Annotated in this window: 20 protein-coding genes; 7 read left to right on the forward strand and 13 right to left on the reverse strand. The window is 54.8% G+C overall.

Going from position 1 to position 26,134, the window contains the following annotated elements:
- Positions 1 to 7 precede the first annotated feature (7 nt).
- From LG323_RS08325 to der, 3 genes are read left to right on the forward strand one after another with little or no spacing between them, the layout of a single operon-like run.
- Positions 8 to 652, forward strand: a complete 645-nt coding sequence (locus LG323_RS08325; RefSeq protein WP_404414788.1) for a YfgM family protein — start codon at positions 8 to 10, stop codon at positions 650 to 652.
- Entirely contained in the window at positions 652 to 1,833 is a 1,182-nt protein-coding gene (gene bamB, locus LG323_RS08330) for an outer membrane protein assembly factor BamB (protein WP_404414791.1), read from the forward strand. Before LG323_RS08325 ends, bamB begins: the two co-directional genes overlap by 1 nt.
- 2 nt (positions 1,834 to 1,835) lie before the next feature.
- Positions 1,836 to 3,311 (forward strand): ribosome biogenesis GTPase Der, encoded by a 1,476-nt coding sequence (gene der, locus LG323_RS08335; RefSeq protein WP_310697727.1) that lies wholly within the window; start codon positions 1,836 to 1,838, stop codon positions 3,309 to 3,311.
- 18 nt (positions 3,312 to 3,329) lie between these two features.
- Here the strand turns inward: der and LG323_RS08340 are convergent, their stop codons facing one another.
- Positions 3,330 to 3,722 carry a hypothetical protein gene (locus LG323_RS08340; protein WP_310697728.1) on the reverse strand — a complete coding sequence of 131 codons (393 nt, stop codon included), beginning with the start codon at positions 3,720 to 3,722 and terminating at the stop codon, positions 3,330 to 3,332.
- A 174-nt stretch (positions 3,723 to 3,896) separates the two neighbouring features.
- Here LG323_RS08340 and LG323_RS08345 point away from each other — a divergent pair, with 174 nt between their 5' ends.
- Positions 3,897 to 5,576 carry a FapA family protein gene (locus LG323_RS08345; protein ID WP_404414795.1) on the forward strand — a complete coding sequence of 560 codons (1,680 nt, stop codon included), beginning with the start codon at positions 3,897 to 3,899 and terminating at the stop codon, positions 5,574 to 5,576.
- Here the strand turns inward: LG323_RS08345 and LG323_RS08350 are convergent.
- The 5 genes from LG323_RS08350 to LG323_RS08370 form a co-directional block, all read right to left on the reverse strand.
- Entirely contained in the window at positions 5,563 to 8,415 is a 2,853-nt protein-coding gene (locus LG323_RS08350) for an FAD-binding and (Fe-S)-binding domain-containing protein (protein WP_404414798.1), read from the reverse strand. The two genes, LG323_RS08345 and LG323_RS08350, sit on opposite strands and share 14 nt — an antisense overlap.
- 288 nt (positions 8,416 to 8,703) lie before the next feature.
- Positions 8,704 to 10,398, reverse strand: a complete 1,695-nt coding sequence (locus tag LG323_RS08355; protein ID WP_404414800.1) for an L-lactate permease — start codon at positions 10,396 to 10,398, stop codon at positions 8,704 to 8,706.
- Between the two features lie 377 nt (positions 10,399 to 10,775).
- Positions 10,776 to 11,450, reverse strand: a complete 675-nt coding sequence (locus LG323_RS08360) for a lactate utilization protein C (protein WP_404414802.1) — start codon at positions 11,448 to 11,450, stop codon at positions 10,776 to 10,778.
- Positions 11,447 to 12,889: a LutB/LldF family L-lactate oxidation iron-sulfur protein gene (locus tag LG323_RS08365; protein WP_404414805.1), complete on the reverse strand. Its 1,443-nt coding sequence runs from the start codon at positions 12,887 to 12,889 to the stop codon at positions 11,447 to 11,449. Before LG323_RS08365 ends, LG323_RS08360 begins: the two co-directional genes overlap by 4 nt.
- Positions 12,886 to 13,683, reverse strand: a complete 798-nt coding sequence (locus LG323_RS08370; protein ID WP_404414808.1) for a (Fe-S)-binding protein — start codon at positions 13,681 to 13,683, stop codon at positions 12,886 to 12,888. The genes LG323_RS08365 and LG323_RS08370 overlap by 4 nt, the downstream gene beginning before the upstream one ends.
- A gap of 328 nt (positions 13,684 to 14,011) precedes the next feature.
- Between LG323_RS08370 and LG323_RS08375 the strand changes: the two genes are divergently transcribed.
- Genes LG323_RS08375 through LG323_RS08385 form a run of 3 tightly spaced genes read left to right on the forward strand, consistent with a single transcriptional unit; the run spans position 14,012 to position 18,095 of the window.
- A complete protein-coding gene (locus tag LG323_RS08375; protein WP_310697747.1) occupies positions 14,012 to 14,773 on the forward strand; it encodes an FCD domain-containing protein in 762 nt (253 codons plus the stop codon).
- A 15-nt stretch (positions 14,774 to 14,788) separates the two neighbouring features.
- Positions 14,789 to 16,735, forward strand: a complete 1,947-nt coding sequence (locus tag LG323_RS08380; RefSeq protein ID WP_404414811.1) for an ATP-binding protein — start codon at positions 14,789 to 14,791, stop codon at positions 16,733 to 16,735.
- The gene (locus LG323_RS08385) at positions 16,728 to 18,095 is read left to right on the forward strand and encodes a sigma-54 dependent transcriptional regulator (protein ID WP_310697745.1); all 1,368 of its coding nucleotides are present in this window, start codon (positions 16,728 to 16,730) and stop codon (positions 18,093 to 18,095) included. The genes LG323_RS08380 and LG323_RS08385 overlap by 8 nt, the downstream gene beginning before the upstream one ends.
- Here LG323_RS08385 and LG323_RS08390 read toward each other — a convergent pair.
- From LG323_RS08390 to LG323_RS08420, 7 genes are all read right to left on the reverse strand, one after another.
- Positions 18,092 to 19,282, reverse strand: a complete 1,191-nt coding sequence (locus LG323_RS08390; RefSeq protein ID WP_404414814.1) for a multidrug effflux MFS transporter — start codon at positions 19,280 to 19,282, stop codon at positions 18,092 to 18,094. The two genes, LG323_RS08385 and LG323_RS08390, sit on opposite strands and share 4 nt — an antisense overlap.
- A 23-nt stretch (positions 19,283 to 19,305) precedes the next feature.
- Positions 19,306 to 20,403, reverse strand: a complete 1,098-nt coding sequence (locus LG323_RS08395) for an endonuclease/exonuclease/phosphatase family protein (protein WP_404414817.1) — start codon at positions 20,401 to 20,403, stop codon at positions 19,306 to 19,308.
- Positions 20,404 to 20,495: 92 nt separating this feature from the next.
- Positions 20,496 to 22,097, reverse strand: a complete 1,602-nt coding sequence (locus LG323_RS08400; RefSeq protein WP_404414819.1) for an AAA family ATPase — start codon at positions 22,095 to 22,097, stop codon at positions 20,496 to 20,498.
- An 82-nt stretch (positions 22,098 to 22,179) separates the two neighbouring features.
- Positions 22,180 to 22,647, reverse strand: a complete 468-nt coding sequence (ybaK, locus tag LG323_RS08405) for a Cys-tRNA(Pro) deacylase (RefSeq protein ID WP_404414822.1) — start codon at positions 22,645 to 22,647, stop codon at positions 22,180 to 22,182.
- Between the two features lie 11 nt (positions 22,648 to 22,658).
- The gene (dgt, locus tag LG323_RS08410; RefSeq protein ID WP_404414825.1) at positions 22,659 to 24,155 is read right to left on the reverse strand and encodes a dGTPase; all 1,497 of its coding nucleotides are present in this window, start codon (positions 24,153 to 24,155) and stop codon (positions 22,659 to 22,661) included.
- The gene (gene aroE, locus LG323_RS08415) at positions 24,148 to 24,996 is read right to left on the reverse strand and encodes a shikimate dehydrogenase (protein WP_404414828.1); all 849 of its coding nucleotides are present in this window, start codon (positions 24,994 to 24,996) and stop codon (positions 24,148 to 24,150) included. Before aroE ends, dgt begins: the two co-directional genes overlap by 8 nt.
- Positions 24,997 to 25,012: 16 nt before the next feature.
- Positions 25,013 to 26,128, reverse strand: coding sequence for an NAD(P)/FAD-dependent oxidoreductase (locus LG323_RS08420; protein ID WP_404414831.1), 1,116 nt, complete (start codon positions 26,126 to 26,128; stop codon positions 25,013 to 25,015).
- Positions 26,129 to 26,134: the final 6 nt, after the last annotated feature.

A 26,134-nucleotide genomic window follows, 5' to 3' on the forward strand; every position in this document is an offset into this window, starting at 1 on the left:
ACGGACTATGCGCAGCGAAGAAGAGCAGATTGAATCCTTCAAAGAGTGGTGGAATAAAAACGGCAAATCGCTGATGGCCGGTGTTGTCATTGCTGCGGCTGGTGTCGGCGGCTGGAAAGGCTGGGAAAGTTATCAGGCCAACCAGGCAGAATCAGCCTCCACTCTCTACAGTCAACTGACCCAGGTGGTGGCCAATGGCACGGGTGAAGAGCGTGATCTTCAGGCAACCGCCCTGATTGAACAGCTGACCAGTGACTTTGATAAAACCGTTTATGCTGATTATGCCCGCCTGTTTGCTGCGCGCCTGGCCGTGGAGCGTGATGAGTTTGAGCAGGCACAGAGCCATTTGCGCACAGCCCTGGAATCCACCAGCGTAGAAGCGATAGAGCTGGTTACCCGCCTGCGTCTGGCGCGTATTCTCAACTCCCAGGATCAGATCAGTGAAGCTCTGGCTCTTCTGGATGTTCCCGATGCTGGGGGTTTCACTGCCGATTTTGAATCTCTGCGTGGCGATCTTCTGATGTCCCAGGGTGAAGCCCTGCAGGCCCGCCAGGCTTACCAGAAAGCCCTGGACGCCAGCCGTGCTGCAGGGGAATCCGCTCCTCTGGTGGAAATCAAGCTGGACAGCCTGGCCTCACGTGGGGATGCTTGATGCACGCCCGTCAGTCCAATCTTCTTAAAAAATCCTCCACCCTGATTCTGGCTCTGCTGCTGGTTTCGGGGTGCAGCAGTCTGCCCGAGCCGCAATACCCGCCCAAGCCCCTGCCGGATCATTCCGATACCGCCAGTCTGCAGAAGCAATGGCAGGATCATTCCGGCTATGGCGAGCGTTGGCGCGGTTATGATTTGCAACCGGCCCTGGACAAGCAGTTACTGATCAGTGGTGACACTCAGGGCTACCTGCAGGCTTTTGATCTGGAAGGCGGGTTTTTGAATTTCAACAAAACCCTCTGGACTCAAGAGCTGGGCGTGGGCATCAGTGCCGGTTTAACCCTGGAAAACAACAAGCTCTTTGTGGTCACGCAAAATGGCGAACTTCTGGCTCTGGATGCCCGAACAGGCGAGCAGCTGTGGCAGACCGAACTCAGCAGTGAAGCCCTGAGCCCGACCCAGGTTCAGGACAATCTTGCCGTAGTACAAACGGCAGACGGCAAACTGACCGCTTTTAGCGCGGACACCGGACGCCAGCTGTGGAGTTTTGACAGCCTGACCCCTTCACTGACCCTGCGAGGAACGGCTTCGCCCACCCTCACCAGCACCCAGGTTATGGCCGGTTTTGCCAATGGCAAGCTGTATGCGGTGGACAACGCCTCCGGGCAGGCCAACTGGGATACCCAGATTGCTCAGCCGCAGGGGCGTACCGATATTGAACGCCTGGTGGATGTTGATGGACAGGCACGAATTGCGGAGGGGCTGCTGATCGTCAACAGCTACCAGGGGCAAACCCAGGCTCTGGACCCTTTCTCGGGCCGTAGTCGCTGGAGTCAGGATATTTCCAGTTTTCATTCGCCCTTGATTGATCAGGGGCGGGTTTTCATCGTCGATGAAGCCAGCCGCATTCATGCCCTGGATCTTGCTTCCGGCAGCAGTCTCTGGAAACAGGAGGCCCTGTTCGGACGCGAATTGACCGAAGCCGTGATGCTTTCAGGGCAGCTGGTTGTTGCCGACTACCAGGGTTACCTTCACTTGCTGGACCCGGATACCGGTGAAGTAACCGGCCGCCAGGCATTTGACCTGGATGGCATCCGCAGTACCCCTGTTGTTCATCAAGATCGCCTCCTGGTTCACTCCATTCGCGGTCGCCTCGGGCTATTCACCCTTAAGAAAGACTAATTATGCTTCCTGTTATTGCCCTGGTTGGCCGACCCAATGTCGGTAAATCCACCCTTTTCAATCGTTTAACCCGCAGCAGGGATGCACTCGTGGCCGATTTTCCCGGCTTGACCCGTGACCGTCAATACGGCCAGGGCAAGGTGGGCGGCTTTCCCTATATCGTCATAGATACCGGGGGTATCAGTGGTGATGAAGAAGGCATCGACGCCGAAATGGCACGTCAGTCCCTTTTGGCCGTTGATGAAGCCGATATTGTGCTCTTTATTGTCGACGCCCGTGCAGGCCTGACCACTGCGGATGAAATGATTTCCCAGTACCTGCGGGAAAACAACAAAAAAGCCTACCTGGTGGTCAACAAAACCGACGGCCTGGATGCCGAGGCCTGGAGTGCCGAGTTTTATGCTCTGGGCATGACCAGTCAGCCCTACCTGATTGCTGCTGTGCATAACCGCGGTGTCACCAGCATGATCACCGAACTGCTGGAAAGCCTGCCCGGCAATCAGCCGATCAGTCAGGAAGAAGAGGCGGCAGAAGAACCTCTGCAAGAAGAAGACGATGAAGGTCTGGCCGAAGAGTCCAGAAAGCATGCCGACCGCGAACTCAAATTCGGGATTATCGGCCGCCCCAATGTCGGCAAGTCCACGCTGGTCAATCGCATTCTGGGTGAGGAAAGGGTTATCGTTTACGACCAGCCCGGCACCACCCGCGATGCCATCACCATCCCCTTTGAGCGTAATGAGAAAAAATACACCCTGGTGGATACCGCAGGCATCCGTCGCCGCAAGAATGTCACGGAAACAGCGGAAAAATTCTCCATCGTCAAAACCCTGCAGGCCATCAAGGAATGCAATGTTGCGGTGATGGTGATGGACGCTCGCACCGGGCTGGTGGATCAGGATCTGCATCTGTTGAGCTTTGTTCTGGAATCAGGTCGCTCCCTGGTTCTGGCGGTCAACAAGTGGGACAAGCTGGATCAGGAAGTCAAAGACAATATCAAAAAAGAAGTCACCCGCCGCCTGGGTTTTGTAGATTACGCTGATATTCATTACATATCAGCCTTGCACGGCACGGGAGTGGGTGAGCTGTTCCGCTCGGTGGAAAAGGCTTACAAGTCAGCCACCAGTCACTGGTCGACCAATCGCCTGACCAACCTGCTGCAGGATGTGGTTAGCGAACACCAGCCACCCATGATCAACGGACGTCGCATCAAGCTGCGCTATGCCCACCAGGGTGGTCTTAATCCCCCCATTATTGTGGTGCATGGCAATCAAACCGATGCTTTGCCCAACAGCTACAAACGCTACCTGATGAATACCTTCCGCAAGGTACTCAAGGTGACGGGTACACCGCTGAGGTTTGAGTTCCGCAGCGGTGAAAATCCCTATGCCCCTGAAGCCAAAACCAGCCGTGAAGCCGCCAAGGCCCGCCAGTTGAAGCTGACCAAGGAAGCCAGAAAAGAGCGCAAAAAACGCCGTTAAGCTGACTGAAGACGGCTTTCAGCCGATGCCTTCATCTTCCGGGTGAAAAGACGGAATCAGATGAGGGCTGCGGTCACAAAGACTGATCAACAGACGGGCAATCAGATCATGCATGATCAGTGTCTTGCGATTGCCTGTTTCTTCATAGTACGCCTTGATGGTGTTCTTCAGGCTGCGATCGCCGGAAACCTCAACCAGAATATCCACCTCACCCGCTTCCCGAACCAAATCCATGGGCTGGGTAAAGCAGGGTATCGACTTGTCCTTTGCCAGGCGCATTCCCGGTGAGTCGGAATCAATATCAGCCACCCCTACGATCTCGATATAGCTGTATTGCATCAGGTCTTTCAAAAGGGGAGTGCCTGTCCTTCCAGCGCCAATCAGGGCAATGCTTAGAGTTTGATGGGTCATTTCCTGTCTCCTTTTCCATTTCAAGAATTCACTATAAAGCCTTCCTCTGAAGGGGTAAAATCCTAAATAAACTAATCAGCCAGGTCTTGATCAGCATCAGTCTGGTGAAATAGTTGCAAAGGCTTTATGCTGGCATCTAAAGATGCAGTAAGGATATTTAATAAGGAGCAAGCCGTGGGCGAGAAACCTGAAAAGCCAAGTAGCGAGGCCCCACTCCCCAGTGCCCTGGAACTGGGTTTTGCTTATCAATTCCATGAAGACAGCCGGGAACTGTGGGTTGCTTTTGATCCCCTGGAAACCAGCCGCGAGCTCAGCAAGGAGCAGTTTCAACAGATCACCCAGGATGCCGGTTTTCGCCCCGAAGAATTTCCACTGACCCCTCAGAGTGTTTCTGTGCTTCTGGATACGGTGCGCCGCCGTGAAGCCAAGGATATCTGCATCAGCATTCCGGTGGATGGCCGGGTGGAAGTCTTTCTCAACCCCAGCAAGCTCCTCGCCGGTATGGTTCTTTTTGGTGCTCAGGGTCAAGGCAAGCCGGTTGACCGTGCACAAATTGATCAGGTTCTGAAAAAATCCAAGGTCAGTCACGGCATCATGGAAGACACACTTGAAAAGCTGGCCAGCGAAGAACTCAACCAGAAGCTGCGTAACAGCGCCGATGTTTACTGCACCGTGATTGCCTATGGTGAAGGTCACGAAAACGGTGTGGATGCCCGCCTGGAAACCCTGATCGAAGATGCTTCCGACCGCCGCCCTCAGGAAGATGAACACGGCACGGTGGATTTCCTGGATCTGGGTGAATTTCCTATGATTGAGGAAAACACCCCCCTGATGCGTCGCTACCCGCCCACCAAGGGCAAAGCTGGCATGACGGTCACCGGCAAGACTATCCGCGCCAAAGATGGCAAGGATATCCAGTTCAAGATCAAGGATGCCAGCGTCAAACCCGCTGAGGAGGATGAAGACCTCTTGATTGCCGCCAGTTCCGGCTTGCCGGTAATCAGCGAAAAAGGCGTGCATCTGGAAGCCATTTTAAAAATTGACAAGGTGGATATAGAAACCGGCCATATCCGCTATCGTGGCAGTATTGAGATCAAGGGGGATGTGCGCGATGGCATGCAGGTCATCGCCACGGGGGATATCAAGATTGGCGGGGTGGTGGATGCCGCCTTTATCAAAGCGGGCGGACATATTGAATGCCTTGGAGGTGTCATCGGCCATACCGGCAGCGAATACATGACCGATAAGGCCGCTTTGGTTGCCGAGTGCAGCATCAAGGCCCGCTTTGCCCATGAGGCGCGAATGCAGGCCAAACAGGAAATCATTATTGGCAACCAGGTCATGCACTCCCACCTCAGCTCGGAAACCTATATTCAGGTGCAGGGCAAGGGGCAGGTGGTGGGTGGCTCCCTCAAGGCTGCCGACTGCCTGGAAATGAGCACCAGCGGTGCGCTGGCCTACACTGAAACCCACCTGGAAGTGGGTGAGTCAGCCGGGTTACAGGAAACCTATACCGAACTGCTGGCCCAGCTCAACCACATGGAAGACCAGAAATATCAACTCATTGAGCTGGCCCGCAAGACCAAACAGGCCGGACGTGAAGAGCTGGCCAAAAAGAAAGACCAACTGATCCGGGCCAAGGAAACTCTGGAGGTTCGAGGAGCCCAGCTCAACAAGGACATCAGTCAGATTGAAGAGCAGCTCAGGCGCTATTATGCCTCAAAAATTGTGATCAACCGGCGCGCCTACCCTGGCACTCTGATCTGCATTGCCGGTCACAAGTATGAGGTCAACAAGGAGCTGGACAAGGTGACCTTTATCCTCAAGGAAGACAAAGTCTTTATTCAGCAATAGTCCTGTTTACCGGCTGACTGACCTCATCCACCAGATAAAGAATCGACTGGTAACGGATCCCCGCGTGCTCTTCCAGACCCAACTCACAGGTGCGGCTATTGGAATAACCGGCAACACAACCGGCCACTTCCCGGCTTAAATCCTGCAGTGAGGAAGCATTCAGCTCCGGCTGCTGGAAACCCTTGTCCCCGGCAAATCCACAGCAGGTGACCGACTCCGGTAGCACCACGGTTTCCGTGCAGGCTTGTGCCAGCTTGATCAGCAGTTCACCCTTGCCTCGTCGAGTTGTCGAGCAGGTGACATGCAGAGCAATCCGATCATTTTTGGGTTTGATCTGCAAACGCGGCAGGAGGTGTTCAGCCACAAATTCACTGGCCTCATACAACTGCAACTCCGGCAACAAATTACCCTCATCCAGTTTCATGTTGCAGGGGCTGGTGTCCGTGACGATGGGCCATTCCCCCTGGTTGGAAGCCTTATGCAAAGCAGCCAGGAGTTCACTTTGTTTTTTATCCGCCACCTCAAACAGCCCCTTGGACTGAAAAGGCATGCCACAACAGAGGCTATCAATGCCTTCAGGAATAATCACCCGGTAGCCCGCCTTGTGCAGCAGGTTCAAGGTGACCGCTTTGATATCCTCTTGTTGACCGGCCGCTGAGGAGACCCCAAAAACACGGGTGGCACAAGAAGGCCAATAAACCACGCTGGGCGCCTGGGGGTCAGCAGGGGCGGCAACTCTGGGCTGGCTCTTTTGCAAAGGCTTTGCTGCCTGAGGCATACTGGGCCGCCAGTGCCCCACGGCACCCACACCCAGTTTGCGCAAACCCGTCATGCTCGCCGACATCCCGGAATCACCAAGGATCTTGCGACCCAGATTGGCCAACTTGATCCCCCCACGCGCCATCCGCGTCACCCCATCAAAGTGGCTGGCGATCCACTGGGCCTTGTCCAGATGCTTGAAGTTCTGTTCCCGCCGCAGACTGCGTACCAGATCACCGGTATTGATCCCCACCGGACACTGGGTGGAACAGAGGCCATCCGCTGCACAGGTATCCAGACCCTGGTATTGATAGGCTTCAGCCAGGCGATCTATATCCGCTGCGGGTTCTCCGGCCTGACGGCGACGCTGCAGTTCCCGCCAGATCACAATCCGCTGACGGGGTGTCAGGGTCAGTCGCCGCGAAGGACAAACCGCTTCACAGAAACCACATTCAATGCATTTATCCACCAAGGGATCGGCTTCCGGCAGGGGTTTGAGATTCTGCAGGTGAATCTGGGCATTGTCGGAAAGAATCACATCCGGATTGAGTAGATTGGTAGGATCAAACAGTTGCTTGATCGACTTCATCAGGGCATAGGCTTCACTGCCCCATTCCAGCTCGACATAGGGGGCCATGTTGCGCCCGGTGCCGTGTTCGGCCTTCAGCGAGCCACCGTATTTGACGGCCACCAACTGCGCCACTTCATCCATCAGCGCTTGATAACGTTTGACCTCGGCGGGATCATCAAAGCCCTGGGTAAACACAAAATGCAGATTGCCTTCCAGAGCGTGACCGAAAAGAATAGCCTCGTCATAGTGGTATTTTCTGAACAGGGCCTGCAGCTCAATAACGCCTTCAGCCAGACGCTCCAGCGGGAAGGCGACATCTTCAATAATCACCGTGGTACCGATCACCCGCTCGGCCCCCACCGCCGGGAAAGTACCCTTGCGGATTTTCCAGTAGAGTTCGTAAGTCTTGATGTCCGTGGTAAAAACCACGGGCCGCAGGGTTTTGATTCCCTCCAGAGTGGCCTCTACCTGGGCAATATTGGACTCCAGGTGTTGATCGTCACTGCCACGCACATCCACCAGCAGAGCCGCTGCTCCTTCCGGCAAGTCTTTAAGATCTGATGGCATGCCCGGCATGTCCTGCACGGCACGCAGGGCAGCACGATCCAAAAGCTCCACAGCAGCAACCGGCGATGGCTTCATGGCGGTGGTGGCCCGACAGGCAGCTTCCATATCGGGGAAATAAATCAGCGCCGCAGCCTTGTGCGGATAGTCAGGAACTGTGTTGTAGGTGATCTCACTGATAAAGCCCAGGGTGCCTTCCGAGCCAATCAACAGGTGTTTGAGAATCTCCAGCGGCTCGGTAAAATCCACCAGGGCATTAAGACTGTAGCCGGTGGTATTTTTCAAACGGTACTTATGGCGGATTTTATCGGCCAGCTCGGTATTGGCACGAGTGGCCTCGCCCAGAGCCTGAAGGCGTTGCAGCCACTCTCCGTGGCTGGCCTTGAAAGCAGCAACCGACTTGGGGCTTGAAGTATCCAACAGCCCACCATCGGCAAAAACCACCCTGACATCCCTGAGGGTGTTGTAGGAATTCTGGGCTGTGCCGCAGCACATACCCGAAGCGTTATTGGCGGCGATACCACCAATCATGCAGGCATTGATTGAAGCCGGATCAGGGCCAATCTTGCGCTGCAGAGGTGCCAGATACTTGTTGGCCTGAGCACCAATGATGCCCGGCTTCAGACGAATCGCCTGGCCGTCATCCAGAATTTGATAATCTTTCCAGCCATTACCCAGTTGAATCAGCACCGAATCTGTCACCGCCTGACCGGACAGCGAAGTTCCTGCCGCCCGAAAAGTCACCGGCAGACCACGCCGGGCACACTCAGCCAGCACCAACTGGACTTCCTCTTCTGATTCCACCCGCACCACCAGTTGCGGCACCAGGCGATAGAAACTGGCATCCGTTCCATAAGCCAAAGTCCGTAGCTCGTCACTGATCAGACGATCTTCAGGCAAGTGCGCGGACAAGGCGGATTGCAGTTCGGTGTAGGGTGAGGTCATGGGAAAGTTACCTTGAAGAAAAAACAAACTGTGAGGTTCAAGACGGCCGCTTAAGCAAGGCCATTTGCTTTTCAGGTGGACATTCTATCCTGAATGTACACCTGCGCTCGGCTTCCTGCCTCGCTGACGCAAACAACCTTGCCGCGGCCTTGGTCTCTATACTTGCTGAAAGGTCAGCAGGGGTACTTTGTCAGGCTCTCCACAACAGGAAGTTGTGGCGAGAGCTTACAGGGACGTATTCACGCGTCCTGACAAAGCTGCCCCTGCTTGACCTGTTAACCGATAACCCTACATCAACCCATCAGTGACACCGAGGCCATAAATGGCAATCAGGCCGATGATACCGGCAAACACCAGATAGTAGATGGTGGGGATAATGGTCATGCGCAGTGTCCGACCTTCACGTCCCAGCAAGCCCACAGTAGCCGAAGCGGCAACCACGTTGTGGATGGCAATCATGTTACCGGCAGCAGCGCCCACGGCCTGAAGGGCAACCAGCATGGCACTGGAGATGCCCAGCAATTCACCGACACTGAACTGGAACTGTGACAGCATCAGGTTGGATACCGTGTTGGAACCGGCAATGAAGGCACCCAGACCACCCACCAGCGGGGCAAAGAGTGGGTAAATTCCACCGACGCTTTCAGACACCAGTTGCGCCATAGCCACTGGCATGGAAGGCAAATCAGCGGCATTCACACCCGAGTTGATCAGAATCCGCACCATGGGAATGGTGAAGATGAGTACAAAACCGGCACCCAAAAGCGTTTTTGAGGATTCACCCAAAGCGGCTTTCATTTCACTGAACTTCATCTGGTGCAGGAAGTAGGTGATGGCCACTACCATGACCATGATGCCGCCCGGCAGGTAGAGAGGCTGGATGGCCCCGGAAATTCCCTCTTCACCCAAAATGTTGCTCCAGCCAAAGCTCAGGAAGCTGGTGAAGAAGCCTTTCACTTCAGGGCTGACGCGGGAAATAACCAGAATCACAGCCAGAAGGATGTAAGGTGTCCAGGCTTTGAAACCGGACATGGGCATTTTACCGGCAATCTGATCCATTTTGATTTCCAGCTTGCCCATCCACTCAGCAGGCCAGTCTTTGGCGTCGGCAAAATCCCAGGGGGTTTTGGGCATCAAAAAGCCTGCTTTGGCGGCAGGAACAACAATGGCCAGACCCACCAGGGCACCAATCATTGACGGAAATTCGGGGCCGAGGAAAACGCCCGCAGCAGCATAAGGCAGTACAAAAGCCAGACCGGCAAAAATCGCAAAAGGCGCTACCGCCAGACCTTCCGTCCAGGACTTGTTCTTGCCGAAAAAGCGGGTCAGCATCATACACATAAACAGCGGCATCAGCAGGCCGACAATGGCATGAGTGATGGCAACCTGGGAAGTGATCAACTGGTAAAAGACTTCCCAGCTGGAACCATTAGCAACCAATTCTTCAGTGATACCGGAGCGATCCAGGCCACCGGTGACACCCACAACAATGGGCGTACCCACCGCACCAAAGGATACCGGTGTGGATTGAATCATCATGCCGATCATGACCGCACCCAGTGCCGGGAAGCCCAGCGCAACCAACAGCGGAGCCGCAACGGCAGCAGGTGTACCGAAACCGGAAGCACCTTCAATAAAGCAGCCGAACAACCAGGCTACGATGACCGCCTGAACGCGGCGATCCGGGCTGATGTCCGAAAAGCCGGTACGAATGGCCGTAATGGCCCCCGAATGCTTTAAGGTGTTCAGCAGCAGGATGGCACCAAAGATGATCCAGAGAATGGCACCGGTCAGGATCAAGCCTTGAAAGCTGGACGCAGCAACCCGGGAAAAGGTCATGTCCCAGGCAAAAAGGCCGATCAGGGCGGTAACGATAAAGACAATCGGCATGGCAATGCGGGCAGGCAGATTCAGGCCCAGTAGCAAAATGCCAGCCAGTACCAAAGGCGCAAAGGCCAGTAAGGACAGCAGGGTTTCAGACATGGTATATTTCCTATTGCTTAAATGCTCTTGTTGTCGTTATTGACATCTCCCCGAGGCTTCCCCCTCTCACAAAGGAACCTCGGGGTCTTTTTTTGGGCTTAAGCCCCTTTTCGCTTCTGTCTGCCACTACAAACAGAAAGAAAACAGTTAATGCCAGTAATCCTTAGCTTGAACTCACGAGCAAGTAACCTACTTGCCAGGACGTGTGAATACTTCCCTGTAAACTCTGGCAGAATTCATTCCTGATGAATCTCTGCACTTCCTACATCCTTGTAGGTCGGCTGCAACGTCCTGTTGCAGACAGCCTGTCAAGCAGTCACTTGCTCCTTCATGGAACTTCAAATGCACCGCAACAGGCTTGAGAATCTACCTCTCAACTATTCCAACACCAACACCACCAGCTCCGCCGGCCCATGTACGCCATAGGCCAGGGTCTGTTCGATATCGGCGGTTTTGGATGGCCCGGAAATCAGCAGGGCATTGGTCGGCATGCCTTGCTCAGCCCAGCCTTGTTCAGACATGGCCTGGTAAAAGGTGCTGTAGATCTGATCCGCTTGCAGCAGGACAAAATGCACGGGCGGCACCAGACTCATCAATCGGGGTTCGTCTTCATCCGGCCAGAGAATCAGTGAGCCGGTTTCGGCAATTCCGCCACGGCAGGTGGTCAGGGAGGCATCCACCTGGTTGAAGAGTTCGCTCTTCCAGTCTTCAATAGGACGCTGATAGCTGAGCAACTGGGGCAGATCTGCATGCCATTGTTCACGCAGTTCCAAAGCAGGTTGTTTGCGATCACTGACCAGTAGATTGCGGATTTTCTTTTCGGCCAAAAGACGAATCAACTCCGGTATCCAGGTGTCTGCTGAAATACGGTGCACTTCGCCATGCACGGATTCGATTTTCTGCTGGAAGAGATCCAGTTTTTCCGCTGCGTTCCAGCTTCTGTCTCTGACCAGGGCAAAATCACTGGCAGGCACCTGAAAATGTTTGCTGTCGCTCAGGGCCTGACGGCCTTCACGCAGACGACCCAGAATATTCTGACGAGCCTGGCTCATGACTGGCCTCCGGTTTTCTGCTGCTGGCGTTCCTGCAATCTTTGCTGAAGTGTTTTTCCAGCCAGCCTGGGGGGGTTGCGGTAATCGGTCCAGCCACCCAGCTTGCCGGGCATCAGACCGCGCAGGCGTGCCATCCAGCGGGTGGAGAAGCGGTAAAGACCAGGGCGCGCATGCATCAAGGTCCAGCCTTTCCAGGCCAGAAGCTCCAGCTTGCGACGCTTGATGCCATGCCCGGCCACCACTGAGGGACGTAAAGAGTCACCGTCCACGGCCTCCTGGCGCAGGCGTTGCAAGAGTTTGGGGATGGGAATCTTGACCGGGCAGACTTCGCCACAGGCACCGCAGAGTGTGGAGGCTGAAGGCAGATCCTGGGTTTTTTCCAGACCCAACAGATGCGGCATCAGAATCTTGCCAATCGGGCCTGGATAAGTGGTGCCATAGGCATGACCACCGACACGGGTGTATACAGGGCAGTGGTTCATACAGGCACCACAGCGGATACACCGCAGGGTATCAAGCAGTTCTTCATCCTGATAAATCTTTGAACGACCGGAATCCACCAACACCAGGTGAACCTCTTCCGGGCCATCCTTTTCTCCCGCCTTGCGAGGCGAGGAAATCATGTTGAAGTAGGTGGTGATGTGCTGTCCGGTTGCTGAACGGGTCAAAAGCGCCAGCAAGGGCGTCACGTCTTCAAGCTTCTCGACCACTTTTTCGATGCCGGTGACAGCAATATGGCAGGACGGAGTGGTTGTGGTCAGGCGGCCATTGCCTTCATTTTCCACCAGACACAGGGTGCCGGTTTCTGCCACGGCAAAGTTGACCCCGGAAACCCCGACATCGGCCTGCATGAATTTTTCCCGCAGTTGCTGACGGGCACTGGCGGTCAGGTAATCCACGTCCTTAGAGCGATGAGTGCCGGTTTTTTCATGCATCAGCTCGGAAATTTCATCGGTGTTCTTGTGAATCGCGGGCATGATGATGTGCGAAGGGGTTTCCTCAGCCAGCTGAACCAGGTACTCACCCAGATCGGATTCCAGGGCTTCGATTCCGGCTTCTTCCAGATAGTGGTTGAGTTCCATCTCTTCGGACACCATTGATTTGCCCTTGATGACCTTTTTCGCGTCACGGGCCTGACAGATATCCCGCACGATTTCACAGGCCTGGTCGCCGGTTTCGGCCCAGTGGACCTGGATGCCCTGCTTTTGCAGGTTGGCTTCCAGCTGTTCCAGCAATTCCGGCAGGCGTGATAAAGCGCGCAGACGCACGGCGGCACCCAGATCACGCAGGGCTTCCAGATCCATACCTTCAAAGGCAGCACTGCGCTTGGTCATCAAACCATCCATGGCCTTGCGAAAGTTGTTGCGAATCTGAGGATTCCCCAAAGCAGCATGTACGCGGGGATGGAATTCCTGAACGGCTTCCTGTTGACTGGTCATTGGCTGCCTCCGGCATTTTCCGGGGTCTTGCCTTCGGCCTGCAGACGCTCCCAGAGGAAGCTGAGGATGTGCTGCCCCTGCATCGGCATTTTCTGCTTTTCCGAATAACCGGCAATATTCATCAGGCAGCCGCAATCGGTGGTGACAAAGTGTTCCGCACCCGCCTTCTGGATGGCTTCGGCCTTGTCCTGAACCATGGCACCGGAAATCTCAGCATGGCGCACTGCAAAGGTGCCCCCAAAGCCACAGCATTCTGCAGGGCGGGCCTGCTCCACCAGCTCCACCTGATCCAGTTGACCCAACAGCTTGGGGCCAACTTCAGCCACACCCATTTCGCGGCGTGCCGAACAGGACGTATGCATGGCAACCTTGATGGGCTGGCCCTTGTCTTCCAGCTTGATCTGGCAGACCTGAAGTAAAAAATCTGTCAGCTCCCAGGTGCGTTTTGCCACGGCTTCGGCCTGACTCTGCTGTGGAGTGCCTGCAAAAAGCTCCGGGTAGTGTTTGCGCATCATGCCGCCACAGGAACCGGAAGGCACCACAATGGGGTAATCTTCGGGAAAAAGGCTCAGCTGCGGCAGGATGACTTCACGCGCCTGGTCATTAAAACCGGAAGAATAGGCAGGCTGACCGCAGCAGGTCTGGTTTTCGGGAAAAATGACTTCAATACCTTCGCGTTCCAGCAACTGGATACCAGCCATCCCCGCATCCGGGTAAAACATATCCACAAGGCAGGTGGCATAGAAATACACCTTTTCCGGCTTACCGGGATAAACTTTGATTGCATCACTCATCAGCAGGCGCTCTGGTTGGTTGTGTGCTTGCTTCTTGTACTCTTTGATAATTGGTCATACCAATTTACAAGATTTATTTCGCTAATCCTAGGCAGCTTGAGCATCCCTGTCAAACAAGGAATGTAACATTTGCTACTTTTGTCTAATCCGCGCTCTCACTAGGCTGCAGCGCAGCAGAACCACCCAGCAACCCCTAACTAATTGGCCTGCCTATCAATTTCCCGTAAACTGGAAAGCTCTCCAGTGCCCGCCTTTATTTCCTGATCAAAAATTGTTAAATTATTGGTCATACCAATTTAAAGACCCTTTTCTGCAGGAAGCCAGCATCATGAGTTACACCCGAGTCGAAACCCGCCGCATTTCTGATGTCATCATGCAGCAACTGGAAAGCATGATTGTGGAAGGCAGCTTCAAGCCTGGGCAAAAACTGCCCCCGGAACGTGAATTGGCAACCCAGTTTGGTGTTTCCCGCCCTTCCTTGCGTGAAGCCATTCAAAAGCTGGCAGCCCGAGGCTTGTTGACCAGCAAACAGGGCGGTGGCACCTATGTCAGTGAACAGGTGGGGGCGGCCTTCAGTGATCCCTTGATGCAGTTGCTGGGCAGTCATTCCGAGTTTCACTATGACCTGCTGGAATTTCGCCATGCCCTGGAAGGGCTTTCCGCCTACTATGCGGCTCTGCGCTCCACCCCGGCCGACAAGGAGCTGTTGCAAAAACGCTTTGAAGAACTCACAGCCACCTATGATGAAATGAACCCGGTGCGTGAGGCTGAGGCCGATGCAGCCTTTCATCTGGCGATTGCCGAAGCGGCGCACAATGTGGTTCTGCTCCACTCCATGCGCGGCCTTTTCAACCTGTTGGAAAAAAGCATTGTCGATAACCTGTCCAGCCTTTTTGAGCGCAAGGATTCCCGCCCTCTGCTTTATACGCAACACAAGGAGTTGCTGGATGCGATTCTCGAAGGCGACCCGGAAAGGGCACAAACCAAATCCCACGAACACCTGGTTTATGTTGAGGATGGCCTCCTGGAACTTTCCAAGCAGGAAACCCGTATCCAGCGTGCTCTGAGGCGTGTGCAGGTTGCTGTTTAAAACGACCGGGTATTTATGCTTCCAAGACTGAAACAAAAGTTCCTGCAATGGAAATGGCTGCACCTGCTGGTGATCGGCCTGCTTGCTGTCCTGCTTCTCTGGCAAACGGCCTTGCTCACCTGGAGCAAGGAGCTGAAGAACCTGGAAGAGCAGGCCACCAACGAGTTGCTGCTGCATGTCACGGCCCTGCGCGGCAAATTGCAAAAATACGATTACCTGGCTGAGCTTCTGACCACCAAGGAGGATCTCAGCCTCTACCTCAAACCGGATACGGATCAGGACAAGCTGCAGCAACTGAATCTGACCCTGGATACCTATCGGGCCATTGCCGATGTTTCCGATATCTATCTGATGAACGCCCAGGGCACCACCCTTGCAGCCAGCAACTGGTGGCGGGTGGACAGCTTCGTCAACCAGAACTTTTCCTTTCGCCCCTACTTTCAGGAAGCCATGCAGGGTGAACAGGGCCGCTTTTACGGCCTGGGCACCAGTTCCGGTGCCCGAGGCTACTACTTCTCGTTTCCGGTGCATTATCAGGATGAGGTTCAGGGTGTGCTGGTGGTCAAAATCGAAATCCACGCCATTGAAGAACCCTGGCGAGACCCCTCCGGGGAGCTGCTGGTCACCGACCCGGATGGAGTCATTTTCATCAGCTCCCGCCCGGAATGGCGACTCTCCACCCTGGAGCGCCTGTCAACCGCAGAACTGGAGAGAATCAATGAATCCCTGCGCTATGCAGGTCGCATCCTGAAGCCTCTTCCCGTCCAGGAAAAAGAACCTGTTTCTGCTGAAGCCCAGCGCCTGAGCATTCGCATGAGTGATGATTTGCCCAAGGATTACCTGATGCTCAGCCAGGAAATGCCCGAAGCCGGCTGGCAGGCCCACATCATCAAGCGACTTGACCCGGTGCGCAAACAGGTGCTGCAAATCACTCTCCTCACCGGATTTGCTTTGGTCATCCTGGCGTTCACTGCTTTTTATCTGCTGCAACGCCGCCGTGTCCTGCAAAAGCAGGAAGCCTGGAAAGAAGAGGCACATCGTGCCCTTCAGGAAGCGCATGATGAACTGGAAAACCGGGTCGCAGCACGCACGGCCGACCTGTCTTCCAGCAACCGGCGACTTCTGGAAGAAATCCAGCAGCGCCAGCAAACGGAAACCGCGCTGCGCTCCACCCAGAGAGAGCTGGTGCAAACCGCCAAGCTTGCGGTTCTGGGTCAGTTGTCCGCCAGCATCAACCATGAGCTCAACCAGCCTCTGGCGGCTCTGCGCAGCTATGCTGAAAATGCCCGAACCTTTCTGGCCAGAAACCGCCCGGAGACAGCCGATTCCAATCTGGAACAGATTCTGGAACTTACTGAGCGCATGGCGGAAATCAGTGCCCAGTTGAAGATGTTTTCCCGCAAAAGCGGTGAGCAGCTGGTTCCTGTTTCGGTTCAGGCTGCTTGCGACTATGCTCTGCGTCTTTATCGCAACCAGTTGGAACAGCAGCAGGTGGAGATCGAAATGGACTTTCCCGATCAGGAGGTTTTCGTGCTGGCCGATATGGTGCGCCTGGAACAGCTTCTGGTGAATCTCTTGTCCAATGCCCTGCATGCCATCAAAGTCAGTGACCGCAAAAAAATTCGTTTGGGTGTCACCTATCAAAAAGAAACCGGTCAGGACTGGGTTAAAATCCAGGTCTGGGACACCGGCCCCGGAATCGCCCCTGACCAGTTTGAAGAAATCTTCGATCCTTTTGTGACCAGCAAAGAACCGGGGCAAGGGCTGGGATTGGGGCTCTCCATCTCCAATCGTATCGCCCAGGATTTGAACGGCAAACTGATTGCAGGCAACCACCTGCACTTCCGTGAACTGCATGAACCGGCAGAAACCGCACCGGTAAGCGGCGCTGTTTTCAGTCTTTATTTACCGGCCAGCTACCCGGAAACCCCTCAGGACAACCCAGGTGAAACGCATGTCTGAACAACCCCTGCCCGTCATTATCATTGATGATGAAAAACACCTGCGCATCAGTCTGGGACAAACCCTGGAATTGGCCGGTTATCAGGTGCAGAGTTTTGACAAGGCCCCCCAGGCACTCAAAACCCTGACCCCGGAATGGCCCGGAATCGTGATTTCCGACATCCGCATGCCCGGCATGGATGGTATGCAATTTCTGCAGGAAGCCCGCAGCCTGGATGCCGACCTGCCCGTCATCCTCATCACCGGGCATGGCGATATCTCCACGGCGGTGACCGCAATGCGCGAAGGCGCCTACGATTTTCTGGAAAAACCCTTCCACAATGAAATCCTGCTGGATATCGTTGCCCGGGCTCTGGACAAACGTCGTCTGACTCTGGAAAACCGCAACCTGCGTGAAGAACTGGCCCGCCATGCTGCTCCCGGCCCGCGTGTTCTGGGGCGCACCCAACCAATCAAAAAACTCATGTCCATGGCCAACCAGATAGCGCGAGTGGAAACCGATCTGCTGCTCTGGGGTGAAACCGGCACCGGCAAGGATCTGGTGGCCCGTTATATCCATGAACAAAGCGCCCGCTCCGGCAAGAATTTTGTTGCCATCAACTGCGGAGCCGTGCCGGAAAGTATTATTGAATCCGAGCTCTTCGGGCATGAACCCGGAGCCTTCACCGGTGCCAATAAACGCCGCATTGGCAAATTTGAACACGCCAACGGCGGCACCCTGTTTCTGGATGAAATTGAATCCATGCCCTTGAGCCTGCAGGTCAAACTTCTGCGGGTACTTCAGGAGAGGCAACTGGAACGCCTGGGTTCCAATGCCCAGGTCAGCCTGGATATCCGCATCATTGCCGCCACCAAAACCGATCTGAAAGCGGCCTCTGCCGAAGGCCAGTTTCGTGAAGACCTCTATTACCGGCTGAATGTCGTCACCCTTGACCTGCCGCCAGTCCGAGACCGGCGCGAAGACATTCCCCTGCTCTTTCAACACTTTGCTCTGGTGGCCGCCACCCGCTCCGGCCTGGAAGCGCCCACGCCCACACCCGCCCAGGCTTCCATCCTGATGAGCCATGACTGGCCCGGCAATGTCCGTGAGCTGCGCAACCTGGCTGAACGCTATGTGCTGCTGGGAGCCACCTGTGATTATGATCTGGAACAGCTGATGTTCGGCAACAGCAATCGCCAGCCACTGACCCTGCCCGAACAGGTCGAAATGTTTGAAAAAAGCCTGATTGAACAGGCTCTGGGAAGGAATAAAGGCTCGATCAAAAGCACCCTGGAAGACCTCAGCCTGCCGCGCAAAACCCTCTACGACAAGCTCAAGAAATACGGCCTGTCGCGTGAGGATTTTCTGGCCGAGGATTAAGCGGCGGCCTTCTCGCGGGCCACCGCAGCCGGAGCACCCAACGCCAAGAGCGTGGCACCAAGGGAGCACGCCAGCATACTGATCACGATGGGCAGCAGGGCATCACCCCAGAAAGCGGCCGAGAGGGCACTGATTCCCCCGGCCAGAGTAAACTGGGAAGCTCCCAACAAGGCAGCCGCCGTTCCCCCCAGGCGGGGGAAAAACTCCAGGGCATTGGCCATGTTGTTGGGTACAATCCCACCCTGGCAGCCAATCGCAGCAATAATGCAACTTGCCACCAGCCAGAAGGGGCCATCCAGCAACACGGTCACCACCAGCGCCAGCAAGGCCAAAAATTGCAGAATCACCTGGTTCCTGAGCAATAAAACGGATGGAAAGTGCCTCAGCAAGGGCCGGTTGATCAGATTAAACACCGCCATCAGGGCAATATTGGCGGCAAAAAGAATGGAAAAAAGGCTGTTCGATAACCCAAACCACTCCTGATAAATAAAAGAGGCGTGGGTAATAAACAACAGCATGGCGCTGAAACAAAACACCTGAATGCCCACAAAGCGCATGGTTGCCTTGTGGCGCAGCACCAGCCAATAGTTGGTCACCAGGGTTTTAACCGGCGTGATGGCAGGCGGCCTGGGAGTCAAATGCGGGAAGAGAGCCCACTGCAACACCAAAGCCAGAACCACCGCATAACCGGTCAACAGCAGAAAGATCCAGTGCCAGTCACCAAAAGCCAACATTAAGCTACCCAGGGCAGGTGCAGCAGCCGGAGCTATGAACATAATCAGGCCGATCAGGCCAAAAAGCCGGGCAGCATCCTGACCACTGACCTCATCCCTGACAATCGCCGGCACCGAGACGGCACAGAAAGCACCACCAACCCCCTGGAGCACCCGCCAGAAAATCATTTCACCCAGGGTATCGGCCCAGGCAACCCAGCCACCGGCCACTGCAAAAACAGCCAGACCCGTGAATAGAATCACCTTGCGCCCATAACGATCCGACAAGGGCCCACCCACCAGCTGGGCCAGACCCAGAGTCATCACATAGGCGCTCAGCGTTAACCCAACATCCGAGTGGGGAATGGCAAAACTGGCAGCGATCTCCGGGAAAGCCGGCAAATAGGCATCCAACGCCAGAGGCCCCAGAGCCACCGTCATACCCAGTAACAGGGCAAGCTTAAAATGCGACAAAGAAACCTCCTATAACTTAGCTTTCAGGGGCAGTTCTTAGCCAAACGAAAACCGGCGTCCAACCCTTCCTGCACAGACTGAAAATACACCCGGTTTTTCTCACTGATCCGCGAATAGGAAGGGCAATCCGGTCGGTGCAGAATTTTTGAATTCTTATGACCAATCATCAAACTCTGGGTGTCTGCGGATGATTCCAGTTCTGAATCAGCCTGGGTTGCTGGCAAACCGGAATCAGGAAACTCAGCACCACGCAACTGTGCCGAGGCCGTCAGCAAATAAACAGGGGCATGATCCGAGATATGCCGACGCGCCTGCTCATGACTGATTTCCAGCAACTTCGGAAACTGAAAAATGCCCACCTGGCTGATAGACAATGACCAGGAATCCTTGATCCAGATATTGTCATAAAGATTGGCATAACGCCCATCCACCGCAGACAGAGTGGTCGCGCCTTCTGTAATCAAGGGCCGAGCACCTGCCTGTAAAAGGGGTTGCCAGGCCGAATGCTGGGGCTTCAGGTTAAAATCCCCCATCAGAACAACCGGCGTGTTGGGGTAAATTTCATGCAGCCACTCCCAGTAACGCGCCAGCTCTTCAATTTCTTCCGTGCGATCACTGATACGCTGGCCATAAACAATATGCACAGTGGCCACCGCAAATTCATCACCCGTGCTTAAATCCCGAAAGCGCGCCGAATAGGGTTCACGGGCAAACAAATCACCCGGATCAAGGTAAACCACGGCCCCATCCAGATACTCCACCCGCTGCGGTCGCCACAGAAAAGCGTATTTTTCCTTGTAGGTTGAACGCCCGATACGGTGGGAATAAAGCATTTCCCAGGACTCACCCGTCTGCACCTGTAAGGCTTGCTGAAAAGCCTCAAGGCCCTCCAATGTCATGGCCTCCTGAACGGCAATAAAGTCAAAATGGCTGCCAATCACTCCCAGCACAGCATAATCCTTGTTGCTGCCATGCCCCAGCCGCTCAATATTCCAACTGGCCATTGCCAGGCCATCGGAGTTTTGATTCGATGCCTTTTCAGCAAAAGACCCACCGGAAAATACAACACAAAAAGCCACCAGAGCACTGGCTAACCAGTGCCGAGAAAAATACTTGGTCATGAAAAGAGGCAACCTACAGGAATGGAAGGAAAGCTATTCTAATCAGATTGTTGGAAGTGGCAAGCTCTGGGTTCAGTGGTTAAAGGTTCAAGCTAACTCCCCCACACTCGGATTGTCTGATTGGCAACCTTTTCTTCTTTCTGCCAGATCCTTTTATTCCAGGACACGCCTTTTTTGCGGTTGAAGATTACCAGGTGGGCTTCTTCTGCCCCGACGCGCTGCTGGTAGTCAGTCACCTGCTTGAGGCCATCCTGAATGAGGGTATCCAGCTTGCCGCGTTGAATCTTGAGTTCAATCACCACGCGCTGCAGGGGACCGTACATTCCTTGTTCGGGATCAAGCGGCCATTCAATCAGCAGGTCAGTGCGTTTAGTGCCCAGGCCGTATTCCCTGGATATGCGCCCTCCCCCGTTGATGATTCGCTGTAAAAAAGCCTGCATTAAAAGCTGGGGGCCAGCTTCCTTGTAATCAAAGCCTTCGCACCAGCTGTCCGAATGTTCACGGAAGAACTGCTGAAAGGCTTCCAGTAGCTTTGGCATATTCAGGCTGTGATCCTTGTTGATGTACCAAACCTGCTCCTGGTTGGCGATCATCACCTGGGTGGGCCAGGTCAGCTCCCGTGGTAGGACTTCCTGGTAAATGCGGTTGCTGATTTTCACCGAAGGGCGGGTAGTGATCAGCCCCAAGTCTTCCACATACTGTAGGTCATCCATATTCAAGCCTTGGGCATCTTCATCATCGGTGCTCAGAATACGGGCAATGACCGAATGCACTCTGGGTTCCTTCAGCTTGTCATTGAGTTGATCCAGATGGGTGGCGCGGGAATAAATCAGGCTTTCGCGGGCTTGCTGGTAATCCACCAAAGAAATCGGGCGACTGCGATCTCTTGCTTCGCGGTTTTCCCAGGTGACTTCATGGCCCAGAGCATTAACCAGCCAGGGCTGGCCGTGTGAATCCTCCCAGAGTTCAGGGAAAATAGCTTCATCAAAAATCTGCCCGGTTGCTTCGGTGTGTTGCAACCAGAGAGCGCGGGTTTCTTCCCTGGTGAAATTACCCATCCGCAATGACTTGGCTTTGATGTTAAAGGCACTGCCTCCGGTGATCACTTCCTGACCCGGCTGGTGCATCCGGTAATCCCGGACATCACGCACACCACAGAGAATGATCGCCTGGGGGAAGAAATCAGGACGCTGGGCATAACCGGCTCGGATCTGACGCAGCAGGGAAATCAGGGTGTCACCAATGAGTGAATCCACTTCATCAAGCAGGAGAACTGTGGGCTTACTGGAATGTTTGGCCCAGTATTCAAGCAACCGTGTCAGCAGGTGCTGTGGTTCTGTTTCTGATTTGATCCGGGCATACCAAGCAGCCAAGTCTGGAAATTCAACAAAGCGGACAATTGAGTCCACTATCGCATCACAGGCCGCAGGTATGCCCTGGGTTTCATCACCACGGGCGGCCTGGGCACCTTCAATATTGGCATAGGCACAAACATAGTCATTGCCTGCATTCAGCTCCTTCATCATCGCCAGCAGGGTGGTGGTTTTGCCCGTCTGGCGCGGAGCATGAAGGACAAAATAACGCTTACTGGCAATCAGGTGCTGAATTTCTTCCCAGTCCACCCGCTGCAAAGGCTCCAGATGGTAGTGATCCTGGCGAATGGTGGGGCCTGCAGTGTTGAAAAAGCGCTTCATGGTTATCCTAGTTTCACTGACATAGATTCAATGACTTAGTTTAGCGAACAGGCGGACAGGTGTCTTGCACAGTCGCTGCAGGTCATCCGGTTATTTCCGCAAACTCTGCTCGGGTCAGGCCTTGCAAATCGCCGGGAGCCAACTGAATTTCCAGGCCGCGTTTTCCGGCGCTGACGTAGACTTGTTCCAGAGCTTTGGCGCTGTGGTGAATGAAGGTCGGTAAGCCTTTTTTCTGGCCCAGGGGGCTGACGCCACCCAGTACATAGCCGGTGGTGCGTTCCACCTGGGCCGGGTCAGCCATGGCGGCTTTTTTGCCTTTGGCAGCTTTGGCGATTTTCTTCAGGCTGAGCTGCTGGTCAACCGGTAGGATGGCGACGACCAGTTGTTTGCCATCCACGGCAGCAACCAGGGTTTTGAAGACCTGCTCCGGGGACACACCCATTTTTTCCGCAGCTTCCAGCCCGTAGGAGGCTGCAGCGGGATCATGGTTGTATTCGTGAACCTGATGGGCAATTTTCTTTTGTTGCAGCAGTTTGATGGCAGGTGTCATGAAGTTTTCCTTCAGTCCAGTACGGCCAGGGTTTTGTATTCATCCAGAGCAAACTGGTCGGTCATGCCGCTGATCATGTCCTGCAGCAAGCGGCAGCGGCAGTAGGCTTCCCAGATATCTTCGGGCAGTTGCCCGACACCCAGTTCTTCTGCTGAATCTCTAAGCTGCTGGTAAGCCTTGAGGTGTTTTCTGGGCAGGCGCTGGAAGAGTCGGCTTTCCACCAGATACTCATTCCAGCCTTCGCCTTTTTCCAGGTGCTTGAAAGCATCCGCAGGCAGTTGCAGCAGAGGCAGATAGAAGTCCAGCAGACCGGTGAGAATACGGTAACCCTGAAGCATCAGGGTGGAAACTTCATCGACATTGAAGACGTATTTGAAGCCCACCTGTTTCAGGGTCTGTACCACGGCATGGCAGGGAGAGGCATCTTCCAGCAGGGCGCGGTCGAGACTTCCCGCCTCCATTTGGGGCAACTGCTCAACAAAGGTCTGGGCGGCATGCTGTACCAGCGGGTGGATGAGACCAACGCGCAGCCAGACAAAGAATTCGTGATCTTTGTTGATGGGCTCTTTTTCGGCCTTTTGCAAGGCGGCATCCACCAACTCGGCAAAGGATTTTCCGTTGAAGTGCGGCCCCTTGGGGTAGCCGGGATAGAGAGCGGCAAACTCTTCTTTCAGTAATTCCGCCAGTTGTGGGTGGGTCAGGATTCCCTTGTCCACACTGTCCTCGATATCGGCCAGACAGTAGGCAATGTCATCGGCGGCTTCCATCAGGTAGGTCAGGGCAAAGCGATGCTCGGGCTGAAGCTGCAGGGTCTGGTAAAGTTCTTCAATAAAGCGACTTTCGGAAAAATAGTAGCCGGGTTTTTTCTGCAGGTAGCTGAGTGGGTTGTCTGCATCCGGGCGAGGCCGAGTCGCACAGCGGGTGTATTTCAGGACGCAGGCGGTTTGCAGGTAAGTAAGGTTAAGCTTTTGCAGACTGACTATCAGGCGAATGGCCTGGGCATTACCTTCAAAGCTTTTCAGTTCGCGCAGCAACTGACCCCGCAGGCTTTCCTGTTCCAGGCTGTTCAGGTCTCGACTGAAGGGTTCCAATTCCTCGAGGTGTTCAGCAAACCAGCGGGATAAAGCAGCCTCACCAAAATGACCGAAAGGCGGGTTGCCGATATCGTGTAACAGGCAGGCCATTTCCACCAGGGATTCCGCCGAGCGTTCCAGCTTCAGCAGTTGCGGATCAGCCCCTTCTTCGCGCAGCAGTTTGAAGACACTGCGGGTGATGAAGCGCCCGGTCTGCTGGACTTCCAGCGAGTGGGTCAAGCGACTGCGCACCGCTGCATTGCGCTCCAGTGGAAAGACCTGGGTTTTCTGTTGCAGGCGCCGCACCGCGGCTGAATTGATAATGCGGCCCCGGTCGCTTTCCAGTTCCCGTTCCAGCTTTTCCAGGTCAAAGCCTTTCGGGGCTTCGCGATTGAAGGGTCGCAGTGCGGTGAACTGCCGGATCAAGTCAGCCATGGGCTTCTTCCTGAAGCAGCATGCGCAAGCGGTGCAGAATACCGGTGGTTTCCGGGCGTACCTGACGCCAGAGGAAAAAGGCTTCTGCCGCCTGCTCGACCAGCATGCCTAGACCATCACTCACTTCTGAGGCACCGACGTCTTCAGCCCAGCTCATGAAGGGGGTCGGCCGTGCCGCGTACATCATGTCATAAGCCACAGCGCCGGGAGCAAAAAGGCCCCTCGGCAAGGGAGGTACATTGCCTGAGAGGCTGGCCGAAGTGGCATTGATGATCAGATCAAACTGATTGCCTTCCAGAGAATCCCAGTTGCCTGCGGCAAGCTCGGCCTCCGGTTGCAGACCGTGAAAAATCTTGATCAATTGCTGAGCTTTCTCCGGGGTACGGTTGGCGATTTTCAAGCGGGCGACACCGGCATTGATCAACGGCTCCACCGCGCCTCTTGCGGCCCCCCCGGCTCCAACCAGTAATACACGCTTGCCTTTCAGATCCAAACCCAAGTTATCCGTCAGATCCCGCACCAAGCCAATACCATCGGTGTTGTCACCATAGATTTCTGTATTCTGGCCTTTTTGCAGGGTGTTGACGGCTCCGGCCCGTCTGGCTCGGGGGGACAGCTTATCGGCAAAAACCAGGGCATCCAGCTTGAAGGGCACTGTGACGTTGGCCCCCTGCCCACCTTCAGCAAAAAAGGCTTCGGCCTGTCCCTGAAAGTCATCCTCAGGTGCCAACAGGGCCTGGTAGGTCATGTCCTGTCCGGTCTGTTCGGCAAACCAGCCATGTATCAAGGGGGATTTACTGTGCGCGATGGGATTGCCAAAAACGGCATAGGTATCCGTCACTTCAGGCTCCTGGAACTTATTGATTATTGGACAGCAGTTGTTCAGTCACGATTTCAGCCAGTGCCAGGCTGGCAGTCAGACCGGGGGATTCAATACCCAGCAAATGTATCACGCCCGGACAGCCATGTGTTTCTTCATTCAGCAGCTGAAAATCCATTGCTTCACTACCCGGAGCACTCAATTTCGGCCTGATTCCCGCGTAGTCAGGCTGCAGGGCTTCGCTTTTCAGACCCGGCCAGTAGTTGCGAATCGCTTCGGCAAAGGCTGCTCTGTGTGACTCTGCAACTGAATAATCCAGTGTATCCGCATTTGCAGTGGTCAGCCATTCAACATCAGGACCAAAACGCGCACGACCTTGCAAATCCAGGGTCAGGTGGATACCCAGCCCAGCCGCTTCAGGAAGAGGGTAAATCAGATGCTTGAAGGGGGGTTTACCGAGCAGGGAAAAGTAGTTGCCCTTGGCAAAGTAAGGTTGCGGTATCCAGGATTGAGGGCCATGAAGCTTTCTGGCCAGCTCCGGGGCATGCAGACCTGCGGCGTTAACCACCAGGTTGGCCTGAACACTAAAACCCTCCAGCTCCAGAATTCGGTCAGTTGGGTTGAGCTGGCCGCCGGTAACGGCATTGGCGGTTGCCAACTGACCTCCGGCTGCTTCCAAATCCGCCAGCAGCGCCAGCATCAGGCCGTGACTGTCGATGATGCCGGTGGCTGGTGAGAAAAGTGCAGCCTCGGCTTGCAGTTCGGGTTCCAGAACAGCCAATTCTTCCTTGCTGCGCCATTCCAGGGGAATGCAGCCATTACGCTGGGCTTTTTCCTGCAAGGCTTTCAGCTTGTCCAGTTGCTCCGAAGATGTGGCGACAATCAGCTTGCCGCAACGCTGATGGGTAACACCTTTTTCTTGACAGTAGGCATAGAGTCGTTGATTGCCACGAACACAGCTTCGCGCCTTGAGGCTACCCTGTGGATAATACAAACCGGCATGAATGACTTCAGAATTGCGGGCACTGGTTTCCTCACCAAAGCGGGTATTCTTTTCCAGCACCAGCACTTCCCGCCCGGCCTGAGCCAGGGCACGCGCCACGGCCAGACCCACCACCCCGGCACCGATCACCACCGCATCCAGTTTATCCATGGCCTG

The sequence above is a fragment of the Marinospirillum sp. genome, from assembly GCF_044810985.1.
Lineage (GTDB): Bacteria > Pseudomonadota > Gammaproteobacteria > Pseudomonadales > Halomonadaceae > Marinospirillum.